This is a genomic window from Proteus alimentorum, assembly GCF_002607735.1.
Classification (GTDB): Bacteria; Pseudomonadota; Gammaproteobacteria; order Enterobacterales; family Enterobacteriaceae; genus Proteus; species Proteus alimentorum.
In genome coordinates this window covers 257,632-271,996 of record NZ_NBVR01000031.1, presented here as the reverse complement: position 1 = coordinate 271,996, position 14,365 = coordinate 257,632, and the positions used below count along the sequence as shown (strand labels likewise).

Here is a 14,365-nt window from a genome sequence, read left to right as displayed (position 1 = left end):
ATTTAAATACCCAATTTAATTTATTAAATTGGGTATTTTTCAGAATAGAAACTTAAAAACGTAAATGTCTCGCTGCTTTTCTTAAACGATCATCTCCACGTCTATCATAACGTTGAGTCGTCATAATACTGGCATGTCCCATTGCATCTTTTACCGTGACAATATCTTCACCATTATCAAGCATAGCAGAGGCAAATGTTCTTCTTAGATCATGAGGCGCAAATCTATCAATACCACTTTCTTGTTGTCGGTTTTCCAAAATATAGTAAATGGCCTGATCAGTGATCCGTTCATCCGTGACATCATCAAATCGACGAATGCGAGTGAAAAGAGGACCATCTTGTGTGCCTCTTATTTCATCAATCCATAATTGAACACGATCCCAAGTATCATCAGGCATATAAGACATTCGTTCTTTATTACCTTTACCTCTCACAAGAAAAGCTTGATCGCGAAATTGAATATGTTCGTAATTAATAGCCACTATTTCTGAGCGACGTAATCCACAACCCAATAACACACTTAATATTGCGGCATCTCTTAAACCTTTCGATGAATTGTCTTTTTCACAACTACGAAATAGAGCACGAATTTCACTTCCTGTTAATGCACGACCTTTGGGTAATCGGCTACCTCTTACTGATTTTACTTGGCGGATATGCTGATAACTTTCAGTATCCATTTGTTTCATTGCCCATGCTTCTAATGCAACACCTTTTAATGCAGCAAGATAAGTATTGATCGTTGCAGGGGCTTTATTGGCATCAGATAACATATCAATAATAGCTTGAATATGATGACGACGAAGTGCTCCCCATTGACAATTTTTAAGCGAAGAAAAACCGATCATCTTAGCAACAATAGTGAGAAATGATCCCATTGTTTGACGACTACGTTTTGAACCTAAACTCATTAAATATGCCATTGCAGGATTAGTGTGAGTCGGCGAGGTGAATGTTGCATTCAGATCCAATATTGCTTGTTTTTCAGGCAAGACTAACGATGTTTCAGGTGTTAGATCCTGATCGTCGTGGTGAAGTTCCACTGTGATTTCCTTATTAAATCAACATAACCATGATGAATATTCTAACAGATCCAAAAAAGAAAAAAGCTACTTTTTCAAAGGATCATTTTAATAAGTAGAAGCGATCTTGTCTGTTTTATCATCGAAAGGGTTGTTTTATGCGCTTTTTTAGGGCGAATAACAGCCAAGTCCAGTTAAGGAAAAATGAGGTAAATCGCGCTAAGAAAAAGAGTAGAGAATAAGAAGAAAAGGAAAAGGGCATTTATATCGTTTTCGCACCCATGATTTTGACCTTTTATCATCTTAAAAATAACGAAGATAACGGCAAAATTTGGGTGCGAAATAATCAATAGTTATTTAAATTACTCTTTATAAATTGCGACAATAGGTTTTCCATCATTACCAATAGTGCCTCGATACATGCCTTCAGAATTAAAACTCATTGTGTAGTTACCTGTTTTATCCAATACGATAACTCCGCCACTACCGTTAATCGCTTTAACTTCATCAAGTGCATTTTGAGCTGCTTCTTCTAAAGATAAATTTTTATATTTAACTTGGGCTGCGATATTGAAAGCGGTTAATGTTCTGATAAACATTTCGCCAGATCCAGTTGCAGATACAGCAACGGTTTCATTATCAGCATAATTACCCGCACCAATAATTGGTGAATCCCCAACTCGGCCATAACGTTTGTTTGTCATTCCTCCCGTAGAAGTTCCCGCTGCCAAGTTGCCATGCTGGTCAAGAGCAACGGCACCCACAGTGCCATATTTATAATCATACATCATAGGATCAACAAAAAGAGCGGCTGTTTTACCATCATGGTCTAAAACGACTTGTTCTTTTTCTATTGCTTTTTGAAGCTGCTGCCAACGATGTTCAGTTTTAAAATAGGAGGGATCAACAATAGTAAGTCCTTGTTCTTTAGCAAAAAGATCAGCACCATTAGAAACCATCATAACATGTGGGCTTTTTTCCATCACAGCAATGGCGGCGTTAATTGGATTTTTAACCGTAGTTACACCCGCAACCGCGCCAGCTTTACGGGTTTTGCCATCCATAATAGAAGCATCAAGTTCATTACGACCATCATGGGTAAAAACGGCACCTTTTCCCGCATTAAATAAAGGAGAATCTTCCATGACATTAATGGATTTTTGAACTGCTTCTATGCTGGTGCCTCCACTATTTAAAACAGCATATCCAGCATTTAATGCTTCGGTTAGTTTTTCTTTATATTCTTTTTCTTGTTCTGGCGTGATGGTGTCTTTAGTGATTGTTCCTGCACCACCATGAATGACAAGGCGAATAGGGGAATTAGTATTTGCGAAAACCGAGGTGGCAAACAGAGTGCAAAGTGTCATTGTGGCGAGTTTATACTTAATATTATTCATATAACCCTTCTTGTTTTTAATTAAAATTGATGTGGTATTATCATATGGATTTTACGATCTTGAACTTAAATTCTAATTAATTACATCAACGTACTTTGATAACTAACTGCAATAATCACTATATAAAAAGTTTAAGGTATAAGTGGTCTGAACACCCAGTTTTCTTTTTAATTTATCGATCTTCATCATGTAATCGTCTGTTTCTATTATTTTATTGTTTTTATCTTTAAACAATAGAAAAATCAAAGCATTGTATGTTTTTAATATTTCTGGGTTTAATAAAGAGAATAAATAAAAAATGTAGCTAATCGTATTTTTTTAAAAACAAAAATAATAATGCTATTTTTACTTTTTGTTTTTATTTTATATGATTAAATTTAAAATATTAATTTTATTAAATTATAGAGTAAATACAATTTTTGATGATTTTTAAATTATGGAATAACTTAATTATGAATTGAGTTTTTTATCAAAAAATTAAGTGAGGCGTTAATATTGATATTATTTTATAACTCTTTGTTATTATTTCATTTGTATTTTAATGTAACGAAAACGGGTTTTCTATATACAATTTGTGTGTTTCCTCGAATAATCAAAAATAGATGGTGGATTATGTGATAAAAGTACTACATTAATTTGAGTTAAGGCTCTATTATAATAACATAACATTTATAATTCATAAGGTTAGCATCTAATATTTTGTTTTTTTATAGTGAGTGCATTAGCTTTATCAATACAAATGAACTATTTTTAAATAGATATAAAATAAAAATTAATACGCTTCATTATTTAACTATTTTCTTACATACAGCGGATAAACATATTTTTGGTATTCTTTTATGGCGAAAGGAAGGTTAAATAATTTATATGAAAAATCAAAAAAAGAGTCGTTTTTTTGTTTATAGCATTATTCTCGTCGCGGTTGCTGCAGCGGGAATTTTTTGGTGGAAATCTCAAGCACCGACACTTCCTTCAGGATTTGCTCAAAGTAATGGGAGAATAGAAGCAACAGAAATTGATATTTCAACGAAGAGTCCAGGAAGAATAGACTCAATTTTAGTTCAAGAAGGTGATTTTGTTAAAGCGGGTGAAGTATTAGCAAACATGGACACTCGAACCCTTAAAGAACAACTTCATGAAGTTCAAGCTCAATTAAACCAAGCAAAAAGCAGTGTGGTCACTGCACAATCTGCATTATCACAGCGTAAAAGTGAACAGCTTGCAGCCCAAGCCGTTGTTCGTCAACGTATTGCTGAACTTGATGCTGCACAAAAAAGACTTAATCGTTCTCGTGCATTAGTAAAAACTAATGCCATTTCTATTCAACAATTAGATGATGATATTGCAAGAACAGAAGGAGCTAGAGCGGCAGTTGAAGCGGCTAAAGCTCAAGAAACCGCAACCATCGCAGCAATAGAATCAGCTAAAGCGGGGATCATTCAAGCGAATACCAAAGTGGATGCAGCAACGGCAACCGAAAGACGCATTTTGGCGGAATTGGATGACAGCATTTTAAAAGCGCCGCGTAATGGTCGCGTTCAGTATCGTGTCGCAGAGCCCGGTGAAGTTTTAGGTGCTGGCGGTCGTGTATTAAATATGGTCGATCTCAGTGATGTTTATATGACTTTCTTTTTACCAACAGAAGCTGCTGGTAAAGCTGCATTAGGAAGTGACGTTCATATTATTTTAGATGCGGCACCTCATATCGTTATTCCTGCCAAAACAACCTACGTTGCGAGTGTCGCTCAATTTACTCCCAAAACGGTTGAAACTGATAATGAACGATTAAAACTTATGTTCCGTGTAAGAGCGCGTATTGCACCTGAATTACTTGAAAAACATCTTGAATATGTAAAAACAGGTTTGCCGGGTCGTGCTTATATTCGCTTAGATAACAACCAATCTTGGCCAACTGATTTAGAGGTGAAATTACCGCAATGAGTCAAACAATGAGAACGCAAAACCATTCTCATATCATTGAATTGACTCATGTATCCCAACATTATGGCGATACCAAAGCGCTTGATGATGTGACATTGGCTATTCCAGCTGGAAAAATGGTCGGATTAATTGGCCCTGATGGTGTAGGGAAATCGAGCTTGATCTCGCTTATTTCTGGCGCAAGAGAAATCCAAACTGGGCAAGTAATTGTTTTAAATGGTGATATGAATGATGTCGAACACCGAAGAGCCGTTTGTCCTCGCATTGCTTATATGCCTCAAGGATTAGGTAAAAACCTTTATCACACACTTTCTGTTTTTGAAAACGTTGACTTCTTTGGCCGTTTATTTGGTCAATCAAAACAAGAGCGGGCAGAACGCATACATGATTTACTTGAAAGTACCGGTTTAGCTCCATTCCGTGATAGACCTGCGGGTAAACTTTCTGGAGGAATGAAACAAAAACTGGGTTTATGTTGTGCGCTTATTCATGATCCAGAATTACTTATTCTTGATGAACCTACTACAGGGGTTGACCCATTATCACGAGCACAATTTTGGGAATTAATTAATCGTATACGTAAGCGTCAAAAAAATATGAGTGTATTAGTGGCGACCGCTTATATGGAAGAAGCTGAGCGTTTTGATTGGTTAGTGGCTATGGATGCAGGAAAAATATTAGCAACAGGTCACGCTGATGAATTAAAAGTCCAAACTCATACTGATGAACTCGAAGCTGCTTTTATCGAGTTATTGCCAGAAGAGAAAAAGAAAGATCACCAAAAAGTGATTATCCCACCAAGAGACAAAAGTGACGATGATACTATCGCCATTGAAGCACAAGATTTAACCATGCGTTTTGGGCAATTTGTTGCCGTAGACCATGTAAGCTTTCGTATTCCTAAAGGAGAAATTTTTGGATTCTTAGGATCGAATGGTTGTGGTAAATCAACCACCATGAAAATGCTAACAGGTTTACTCGAAGCGAGTGAAGGGCGTGCTTGGTTATTTGGTCAAGAGGTTGATCCTAAAGATATCGAAACTCGTCGTCGTGTTGGCTATATGTCTCAGGCATTTTCACTTTATAGTGAATTGACTGTACGACAAAACCTTGAATTACACGCTAAGCTTTTTCATATTCCAGAAGAGGAAATTCCTCAACGTGTTAAGGAAATGAGTGAGCGTTTTAATTTAACTGATGTTGAAGAAATGATGCCCGATGGTTTGCCATTAGGTATTCGTCAGCGTTTGTCGCTCGCAGTCGCGGTTATTCATAAACCTGAAATGTTGATATTAGATGAACCAACTTCAGGGGTTGACCCCATTGCGCGAGATATGTTCTGGAACTTGATGGTTGACCTATCGAGACGTGACGGTGTCACTATTTTTATCTCAACTCACTTTATGAATGAAGCGGCACGTTGTGATCGAATGTCACTGATGCATGCTGGTAAAGTATTAGTCACAGATACCCCTGCAAATTTAGTTAAAAATAGCCAATTTGATACGCTTGAAGAAGTCTTTATTGATTATCTTAAAAAGGCATCTGGTGAACAAGAAGCACCTGAACTTGATGAAAAAAGTCTACAACTTCCTGTATCTAGTGGTGAAAGTGCGGAAAAAGCGTTAAAACAACGATTTAGTTTACGGCGTTTATTTAGTTATAGTATTCGTGAAGGTATGGAATTACGCCGAGATCCAGTACGTCTTACGTTAGCGCTATTAGGTACAGTGATCCTGATGTTTATTATGGGTTACGGTATTAGTTTGGATGTCGAGAATTTACGCTTTGGTATTATGGATAGAGATAATACAGGGTTAAGTCAGGCATATAGCCAAAACCTTTCAGGCTCTCGTTATTTTATTGAAAAGGCACCCATCACAGATTATGACCAACTGGAAAAGCGGCTGCGTAGTGGTGATATTACAGTTGCGATTGAAATTCCACCTAACTTTGCGCGGGATGTTGCCAAAGGCCACACTGTAAAAATCGGTGTTTGGATTGATGGTGCAATGCCTAATCGGGCTGAAACTGTTCGAGGTTATATTCAGGCAATGCATTTAACATGGATGCTTGACATGGCTATGCGTCAACCCACTAATGTGGTTGATAAATTGTCACCTATTAATATAGAAACCCGCTATCGTTATAATCCAGATGTAAAAAGTTTACCCGCCATTGTACCTGCAGTTATTCCTCTTTTACTCATGATGATCCCCGCAATGTTAAGTGCGTTAAGCGTCGTTCGTGAAAAAGAGTTGGGTTCTATTATCAACCTTTATGTTACACCTGTCACCAAAGCAGAGTTTTTGTTAGGTAAGCAATTTCCTTATATCTTATTGGGTATGTTTAACTTTTTTATGCTCTGCGCGCTTTCGGTCTTTGTGTTTGGGGTGAGTTTTAAAGGAAGTATGTTAACGCTTTCATTAGGCGCATTACTCTATATCACTATTGCCACTGGCATGGGATTACTCATCTCTTGCTTTATGAAAAGCCAGATTGCCGCTATTTTTGGGACTTCAATTATTACCTTAATTCCAGCAACACAATTTTCAGGAATGATTGACCCTGTTTCGTCACTGGAAGGTATAGGTAAATGGATAGGGCATATTTATCCTACATCGCATTTTTTAACTATCACAAGAGGGACATTCTCTAAGGGATTAAACCTTTTTGATTTACCTTGGTCTTTTATTCCTTTGCTTATCACAATCCCAATTGTTATTGGGTTGAGTGTCTTTTTCTTGAAAAAGCAGGAGGCTTAAATGTGGCAAACAATCCAAAATGTATTTAATTTAGGTGTAAAAGAGCTACGCAGTCTCTCTCGTGATAAAGCGATGTTGGCGTTAATTGTGTTTGCTTTTACGATATCAATTTACTCATCAGCGACTGTTACACCCGGCTCGTTACATCACGCACCGATAGCCGTGGCTGATCAGGATAAATCACAGTTATCTGCACGTATTGTAAATAGTTTTTATATGCCTTATTTCTTACCTCCTGCCGATATTACTCCTGAACAAATTGATGGTTTTTTAGATAGAGGAACTTATACCTTTGCACTTGATATTCCGCCTAATTTTCAGCGTGATCTCTTAGCGGGTCGAAAACCTGAAATACAAGTTAATATTGATGCAACGAGAATGAGCCAAGCTTTCTTAGGTAATAGCTATATTCAAAATATTGTAATGGGTGAAGCAAAAACCTTTTTGGCGAAAAATAGAACCAACGATCCACTGCCTGTTGATTTGGAAGTTAGAATGAGTTTTAACCCGAATCTGACACAATCTTGGTTTGGTTCTGTTATGGCAATTATCAATAATATCACTATGTTAGCGATAGTATTAACAGGGGCTGCATTAATAAGAGAGCGAGAGCATGGCACTATTGAGCACTTATTGGTTATGCCTGTAACTCCCTTTGAAATAATGCTTTCTAAGATATGGTCAATGGGATTGGTTGTATTATTGGCATCAGCCATGTCATTGATATTAGTCGTGAAATCTTTACTTCATGTGCCTATTGAAGGTTCTATTTTATTGTTTATGTGTGGTGTTGCTTTAAGCTTATTTGCGACAACCTCGATAGGCATTTTTTTAGGAACAATGGCTCGTTCAATGCCTCAATTTGGTTTATTGATGATTATGGTATTGTTACCATTAATTATGTTATCAGGAGGGATGACATCACGAGAAAGTATGCCTCAGTTTGTGCAGGATGTAATGCAAACAATGCCAACTACACACTTTGTTAGTTTAGCTCAAGCTATTTTATATCGTGGTGCTGACTTCTCGATTGTGTGGCCACAATTCATTGTCTTGATTGTTATTGGCTCGGTGTTTTTTTCATTAGCACTATTACGTTTTAGAAAGACTATTTCGGCGATGGCTTAATGTTATAGAAAATATCAAGGCATAAATCGATAGCCGATCCCCGTTTCTGTCATTAAATGCACTGGACATGCGGGATCGGTTTCTAGTTTTTGGCGTAAATGTCCCATATAAATGCGCAAATAATGACTATGTTCAACGAAATTAGGTCCCCAAACATGTTGCATCAAATGCCGTTGAGTAAGCACCTTTCCGCTGTTATTAACCAATTCGCTTAGCAAACGAAATTCAGTTGGCGTTAAATGAACAGGTTCATTTTGACGAGTAACAATACGATTAACCCAATCAATCGTAATATCGCCAAACGTAAATTGTGTACTCTGCGTTTCTTGTTTAACAAAACGGCGTAGTGATGCTCTGACTCTGGCTAGAAGTTCACTAATACCAAAGGGTTTAGTCAGATAGTCATCCGCGCCTGCATCAAGCGCTTTTACTTTATCTTGTTCTGAGTCTCGTGCTGAAAGTACGATAATGGGCGTACTACTCCATTGGCGAAAGTCTTGAATAAAATAGAGACCATCTTTATCCGGCAAACCAAGGTCAAGAATAACTAAATCAGGTTTTCTTGATGCGGCTTCAATTAATCCTCGTTGGCATTCATTGGCTTCATAAACACGAAATCCTTCGTTCTCTAAAGCAAGCCGAACAAAGCGTAAGATCTCTTTTTCATCTTCAATAATTAAAATGTTGTATGGAGTCACTATTTTATTTCAATCTCATCAATATCAGGGAGTGATTTTAAAGGTAAAACAAAGTGGAAACTTGCTCCACCTTTTTTATGGTTTTCAGAAAAATTATTGTTTTCAGACAAATTAAGGTTTTCAGCCCAAATTTCACCTTCATGTAAGCGAATAATCGCGCTACATATTGCTAGACCTAATCCAACACCAGGAATTGCGGATTCTTTTACTGCGCGTGAAAATTTATTAAAAATAAGTTGTAGTTGATCCGTTGGAATACCATTGCCTTCATCCCACACTTCAACATGAATTTTAGGGGCGTCAACATAGGCTCTTACTCCGATTTTTGTGCTTGATGTCGTATATTTCACTGCGTTTTCAAGTAAGTTTGTGATAACTCGTTCAATTAAATTACCATCGCAATAAACCAATAAATCAGCGGAAATATCAATTTGTAATGGATGTTTATCAAGTAAATAAGAGAGAGAACGAATAGCATTTCCTGTCATTTCTTGTAGCGAATTCCATTGTAAATTTACTTGAATGCCGCCAGATTGAATACGTGCCATATCAAGCAAATTATTGACTAACCGTGAGGTTGTAAGGATCTGTTGTCGAATTTGGTTAACTTGTTCTGTATGGGATGAACCTTCCTCGCTTAAATCGAGAAGTAAAATTTCTGATTGTCCAAAAAGCACAGTAAGCGGTGTTTTTAAATCATGAGAAAGTGCGGCTAATAGTGCATTTCTTAATTGTTCTCGTTCGATATTAATTCGAGATTGTTCTGCAATTTCGGCCTGTTGTAATCGCTCAAGCGCATTAGCAATTAAACCGTTAAAAGTTTGCAATAGCTGCTGTTGCTCAGGGATAAGCAGTTGGCGAAGATTATTTGGTTCAATCGCTAAAATTGCTAAAACTTGTTGAGAGGCGGTAATCGGATGTAACTGGTAAGGCACACTTGGCAGAGTATCTGTGCCTGCACCAGCAATTTGGTCTTTATCACAACACCAGCGTGCAATCGCATTATCAATAGGTAAATGCCCCATACCTTGCGCATGAAAAGGCGTTAACTCACTTTGTTTGTTGGGAAGCAATAAGCAAACTTTGGCATCAAATGCACTTGATAAAAAATGGTAACTGGTACGCACAACATCTTGTAGCGTTACTGCGCGGCCTAGTTCTCTCGTCATTTCAAATAAGTGGCGAGTGCGTTGCTCTCGATAACGGGCGACGCGAGTTTGATAACGCATGCCCGCAGTTAAATTACCGACCACTAACCCTACAATAAGCATGACTGTAAAAGTGATCAAATATTGCATGTCGAGTACGGCGAGCGAAAAGTGCGGCTGTACAAAAAATAAGTCAAAACTAATAACATTGATTAATGCCGCAAAAATAGAAGGGCGACGGCCAAAAAAGAGTGCAATTAATACAACACCCAGTAAATAAAGTGTCACTAAATTGGCTTTATCAAGTGCTAATAGAAATGTGCGAGAGAATAAGGTGATCGCTAAACATAATCCAATCGCGGTGAAATAGCCTTTTATCTCTTGTCGCCATTTATCATTTTGCAGTGGTGCTGTTTTGGTTTTATAACGAATGTCCTCATCATTGAGAGCAACACTGATAACATGGAGTTCGGGCGCATAGCGTGCTAATTTTTCTGCAAAACGCATCCGTATCCAGCGTTTTAACCATTGCCATTTTTGGTAAGCTCGTTGACCAATAATCACTTTCCCAAGATTATGTTCTCTTGCATAACGGATCACCGCCTTTTCAGCTTGGTTATCAGAAAGGATCGCGGTTCTTGCCCCTAGATGTTGTGCCAGTTTTAGTGAGTGCAAAATAGTTCGGCGTTTATGCTCTCCAATTTGATGAAGCTTAGGCGTTTCAACATAAATAGCATGCCATTGGCAACCAAAGGCGGCAGCATAACGCGCTGCCGTGCGAACTAATTTATCGTTACCGCCATGAGCGCCAAGGCATACCATCAGACTATCTGTGGTGTGCCAAACCGGCGCCGTTCCTTGGCTATCACGAAACTCTTTAACTTGTGTATCAACTCTGTCTGCCATACGGCGTAAAGCTAATTCGCGTAATGCGATTAAATTCCCTTTACGAAAAAAATGTTCGATGGCGCGTTCTGCTTGTCCGGCTAGATATACTTTGCCTTCATGCAAACGCTGTTGTAGATCATCGGGTGGTAAATCCACCATAACCACTTCATCAGCACTATCAAAAATATAGTCGGGGATCGTCTCTTGAACACGAATTCCTGTAATGCTTCCCACGATATCATTAAGGCTTTCAATGTGTTGTACATTTATTGTGGCAAGTACATCAATACCGGCATCCAACAGTTCTTCCACATCTTGCCAACGTTTAGGATGCCGGCATTTATGAGGATTACTAAATGCCAATTCATCCATTAAGATCACCGCCGGATGTCTGGCTAATGCGGCATCTAAATCAAACGCGACCAGCTTTCTACCATGATGATGAATACGTTGTGGCGGTAATAACGGTAATCCGTGAAGTAACGCCGTTGTTTCTTGCCTTTGGTGCGTTTCAACAACACCCGCAAGCACATCAATACCTTGCTGGTGGAGGCGTTGAGCTTCTTGCAACATGGCGTAAGTTTTCCCCACACCCGCACAAGCACCAAAAAATATTTTTAGTCGCCCACGCGTTGTTGTTCGCGTTGAAGCGAGTAAATCATCGGGTGAGGGGCGTTGCCATTGCTGATCGAGTTCCATTTTATTGAGTGCTCACTTTTTGCTGTTTTTCTGCACTTAATTTATCAAGTGCCTGATTTAGCATAAACACATTCACAACAGGTTCACCCATAAATGACATTAGTGGTGATGTTGTATTGTCTTTTATTAATTGCTCAATTTCATTTTTAGTGAGTTGGCGAGAATATGCAATATTTTCAATTTGATAATAAGCGGCTTGTAATGAAATATGAGGATCAAGCCCGCTCCCTGACGCGGTCACTAAATCAACAGGAACAACATGTTGATTGTGCGTTATTTTTTTCCATATTTGGATCCGTTTAGTTATCTCATTAAGAAGTAATGGATTTGATGTTGCTAGTTGGCTAGCACCTGACGCCATGCTGTTATAGGGCATTTCTGATGTTACTGATGGACGACTTTTAAAATAATCATTCCGCGTAAATTGTTGCCCAATCAGTTCAGATCCAATAAGTTTATTATCTTGATAAATTCGTGAACCGTTCGCTTGCCATGGAAAAATCAGGTTGGCTAATCCTGTTACAAGTAAAGGATAGGCAAGACCAGTTATTAGTGTGAGTAATAATAACATTACTAATGATGAGCGAAATAGATGCATATAGAACTCCTTAAAACCCAATAAACGCTAAGATCATATCGATGATTTTAATACCAATAAAAGGCACTAATAATCCGCTAATCCCGTATAAAGAGAGGTTCCGGCGCAATAATGAGTGTGCGGATACAGGGCGATAATGAACACCTTTAAGGGCAAGAGGGATCAAAAAGACAATAATTAAGGCATTAAAAATAACCGCAGATAGCATTGCTGATGCGGGTGAATGTAAGTTCATGACATTAAGCATGTTGAGTTGCGGGTAAGTGACAGCGAAAGCGGCAGGAATAATGGCAAAGTATTTAGCAATATCGTTGGAAATACTAAAGGTCGTTAAAGCCCCTCGAGTCATTAGCATTTGTTTACCAATATGCACAACTTCGATTAATTTAGTTGGATTAGAGTCTAAATCGACCATATTTCCCGCTTCTTTGGCAGCCTGAGTACCTGAATTCATCGCAACAGCGACATCGGCTTGCGCCAATGCTGGAGCATCATTAGTACCGTCACCCGTCATTGCGACTAATCGACCTTCTGATTGATATTGACGAATTAATGCTAGTTTTGCTTCAGGTGTTGCTTCAGCCAGAAAATCATCAACACCAGATTCTGCTGCGATAGCCGCCGCCGTAAGATGATTATCACCCGTGATCATGACGGTTTTTATACCCATTTGGCGAAGTTGAGCAAAGCGCTCTTTAATTCCACCTTTCACAATATCTTTAAGTTCAACAACACCTAAGATTTTCTGATTTTCAACCACCACCAGCGGTGTTCCTCCCGTTCTAGCGACTTGCTCAACTATCGCGGTGACTTCATCAGGAAAATGGCCGTGACTGACTTCAATATGGCGGCGAATAGCATCAACAGAGCCTTTGCGGATCAATCGCTCACCTAAATTGACACCACTCATTCTTGTCATTGCAGAGAAGGGAATAAAAGAAGCCCCAATTGATGCTAAATCACGTTCGCGCAAATTAAAACGTTGTTTAGCGAGGATCACAATGCTTCTGCCTTCAGGCGTTTCATCTGCAAGGGAGCTTAACTGTGCGGCATCTGCAAGCTGTTTTTCACTAATACCCGAAAGAGGGATAAAACGAGAAGCTTGACGATTACCGAGCGTAATTGTGCCTGTTTTATCAAGAAGTAAGACATCCACATCACCGGCAGCTTCAACAGCACGTCCACTGGTTGCAATCACATTGGCATCAAGCATTCGGCTCATACCCGCCACTCCAATTGATGAAAGTAAGCCGCCAATTGTTGTGGGAATAAGGCACACCAACAAAGCAATTAACGTCACAACTGAAATCACATCGCCATGCCCTTGAAATTCGACAGCAAACACACTGAATGGATAAAGGGTAATGCAAGCCAAGAAGAAAATAAGTGTCAGAGCGGTTAATAAGATAGTTAAAGCAACTTCATTCGGCGTCTTTCTACGTTTTGCGCCTTCTACCATTCCAATCATGCGGTCGAGAAATGAATTGCCAGCTTCAGCAGTACAACGAATAATCAGCCAATCTGACAATACTCGAGTTCCACCAGTTACAGAAGAAAAGTCACCACCTGATTCACGGATCACGGGGGCTGATTCACCCGTAATCGCGCTTTCATCAACAGAGGCGCCACCTTCAATGACGTCTCCATCACAAGGAATAACGTCGCCTGCATTGACTAAAACGATATCACCTTTATGTAATGAGAAAGAGTCAACGATTTCTTTCGGGGCATTAATGTCTGCGTGATGTAAACGCATCGCTTTGGATTGTTGCTTAGCTCCACGTAAGCTAGCCGCTTGTGCTTTGCTTCTGCTTTCTGCTAATGATTCCGCGAAATTGGCAAATAGCAATGTCACCCACAACCAAAACATCACCTGTGAAGTAAAGTGATTATCATCAGGAAGATAACCGAACAGCGAAGCAATCCAAATTCCGGTCGTTAAAAGCGCACCAATATAAACAATAAACATGACGGGATTACGCCATTGTGCTTGAGGCGTACATTTTTTTATCGCATCAAAGAAAGCCGATATCATCGTTTTTCTGTCAAATAATTGGGTTGTTTTCATGATACGTTTCC

Annotated in this window: 9 protein-coding genes; 3 read left to right on the top strand and 6 right to left on the bottom strand. The window is 38.8% G+C overall.

The genetic code is table 11. The features are described 5' to 3' along the window. Window positions 1-52 precede the first annotated feature (52 nt). Window positions 53-1,045, bottom strand: a complete 993-nt coding sequence (locus B6258_RS11785; protein WP_099075415.1) for a tyrosine-type recombinase/integrase — start codon at window positions 1,043-1,045, stop codon at window positions 53-55. A gap of 341 nt (window positions 1,046-1,386) precedes the next feature. Further along, window positions 1,387-2,421 (bottom strand): isoaspartyl peptidase/L-asparaginase family protein, encoded by a 1,035-nt coding sequence (locus tag B6258_RS11780; RefSeq protein ID WP_099075414.1) that lies wholly within the window; start codon window positions 2,419-2,421, stop codon window positions 1,387-1,389. Between the two features lie 867 nt (window positions 2,422-3,288). Here B6258_RS11780 and B6258_RS11775 point away from each other — a divergent pair. From B6258_RS11775 to B6258_RS11765, 3 genes are read left to right on the top strand one after another with little or no spacing between them, the layout of a single operon-like run. Beyond that, window positions 3,289-4,362: an HlyD family secretion protein gene (locus B6258_RS11775; RefSeq protein ID WP_099075413.1), complete on the top strand. Its 1,074-nt coding sequence runs from the start codon at window positions 3,289-3,291 to the stop codon at window positions 4,360-4,362. Further along, window positions 4,359-7,127, top strand: a complete 2,769-nt coding sequence (gene rbbA / locus B6258_RS11770) for a ribosome-associated ATPase/putative transporter RbbA (protein WP_099075412.1) — start codon at window positions 4,359-4,361, stop codon at window positions 7,125-7,127. Before B6258_RS11775 ends, rbbA begins: the two co-directional genes overlap by 4 nt. Next, window positions 7,128-8,255 (top strand): ABC transporter permease, encoded by a 1,128-nt coding sequence (locus B6258_RS11765; RefSeq protein ID WP_099075411.1) that lies wholly within the window; start codon window positions 7,128-7,130, stop codon window positions 8,253-8,255. It abuts the gene before it with no gap. 14 nt (window positions 8,256-8,269) lie between these two features. Here B6258_RS11765 and kdpE read toward each other — a convergent pair whose 3' ends face one another. From kdpE to kdpB, 4 genes are read right to left on the bottom strand one after another with little or no spacing between them, the layout of a single operon-like run. After that, a complete protein-coding gene (kdpE, locus tag B6258_RS11760) occupies window positions 8,270-8,953 on the bottom strand; it encodes a two-component system response regulator KdpE (RefSeq protein WP_099075410.1) in 684 nt (227 codons plus the stop codon). Then, on the bottom strand, window positions 8,953-11,688 hold the full coding sequence (kdpD, locus tag B6258_RS11755; protein WP_099075409.1) for a two-component system sensor histidine kinase KdpD: 2,736 nt from the start codon (window positions 11,686-11,688) through the stop codon (window positions 8,953-8,955). Before kdpD ends, kdpE begins: the two co-directional genes overlap by 1 nt. Window position 11,689: 1 nt before the next feature. Further along, window positions 11,690-12,286, bottom strand: a complete 597-nt coding sequence (gene kdpC / locus B6258_RS11750) for a potassium-transporting ATPase subunit KdpC (RefSeq protein ID WP_099075408.1) — start codon at window positions 12,284-12,286, stop codon at window positions 11,690-11,692. A 10-nt stretch (window positions 12,287-12,296) separates the two neighbouring features. After that, window positions 12,297-14,354 carry a potassium-transporting ATPase subunit KdpB gene (gene kdpB / locus B6258_RS11745; RefSeq protein WP_099075407.1) on the bottom strand — a complete coding sequence of 686 codons (2,058 nt, stop codon included), beginning with the start codon at window positions 14,352-14,354 and terminating at the stop codon, window positions 12,297-12,299. Window positions 14,355-14,365 lie beyond the last annotated feature (11 nt).

What these genes read in the sequence shown, in the direction of transcription:
- B6258_RS11780 (WP_099075414.1), bottom strand. Translation starts at nt 2,421, where the DNA reads ATGAATAATATTAAGTATAAACTCGCCACAATGACACTTTGCACTCTG.
- B6258_RS11775 (WP_099075413.1), top strand. Translation starts at nt 3,289, where the DNA reads ATGAAAAATCAAAAAAAGAGTCGTTTTTTTGTTTATAGCATTATTCTC.
- rbbA (WP_099075412.1), top strand. Translation starts at nt 4,359, where the DNA reads ATGAGTCAAACAATGAGAACGCAAAACCATTCTCATATCATTGAATTG.
- B6258_RS11765 (WP_099075411.1), top strand. Translation starts at nt 7,128, where the DNA reads ATGTGGCAAACAATCCAAAATGTATTTAATTTAGGTGTAAAAGAGCTA.
- kdpD (WP_099075409.1), bottom strand. Translation starts at nt 11,688, where the DNA reads ATGGAACTCGATCAGCAATGGCAACGCCCCTCACCCGATGATTTACTC.
- kdpC (WP_099075408.1), bottom strand. Translation starts at nt 12,286, where the DNA reads ATGCATCTATTTCGCTCATCATTAGTAATGTTATTATTACTCACACTA.
- kdpB (WP_099075407.1), bottom strand. Translation starts at nt 14,354, where the DNA reads ATGAAAACAACCCAATTATTTGACAGAAAAACGATGATATCGGCTTTC.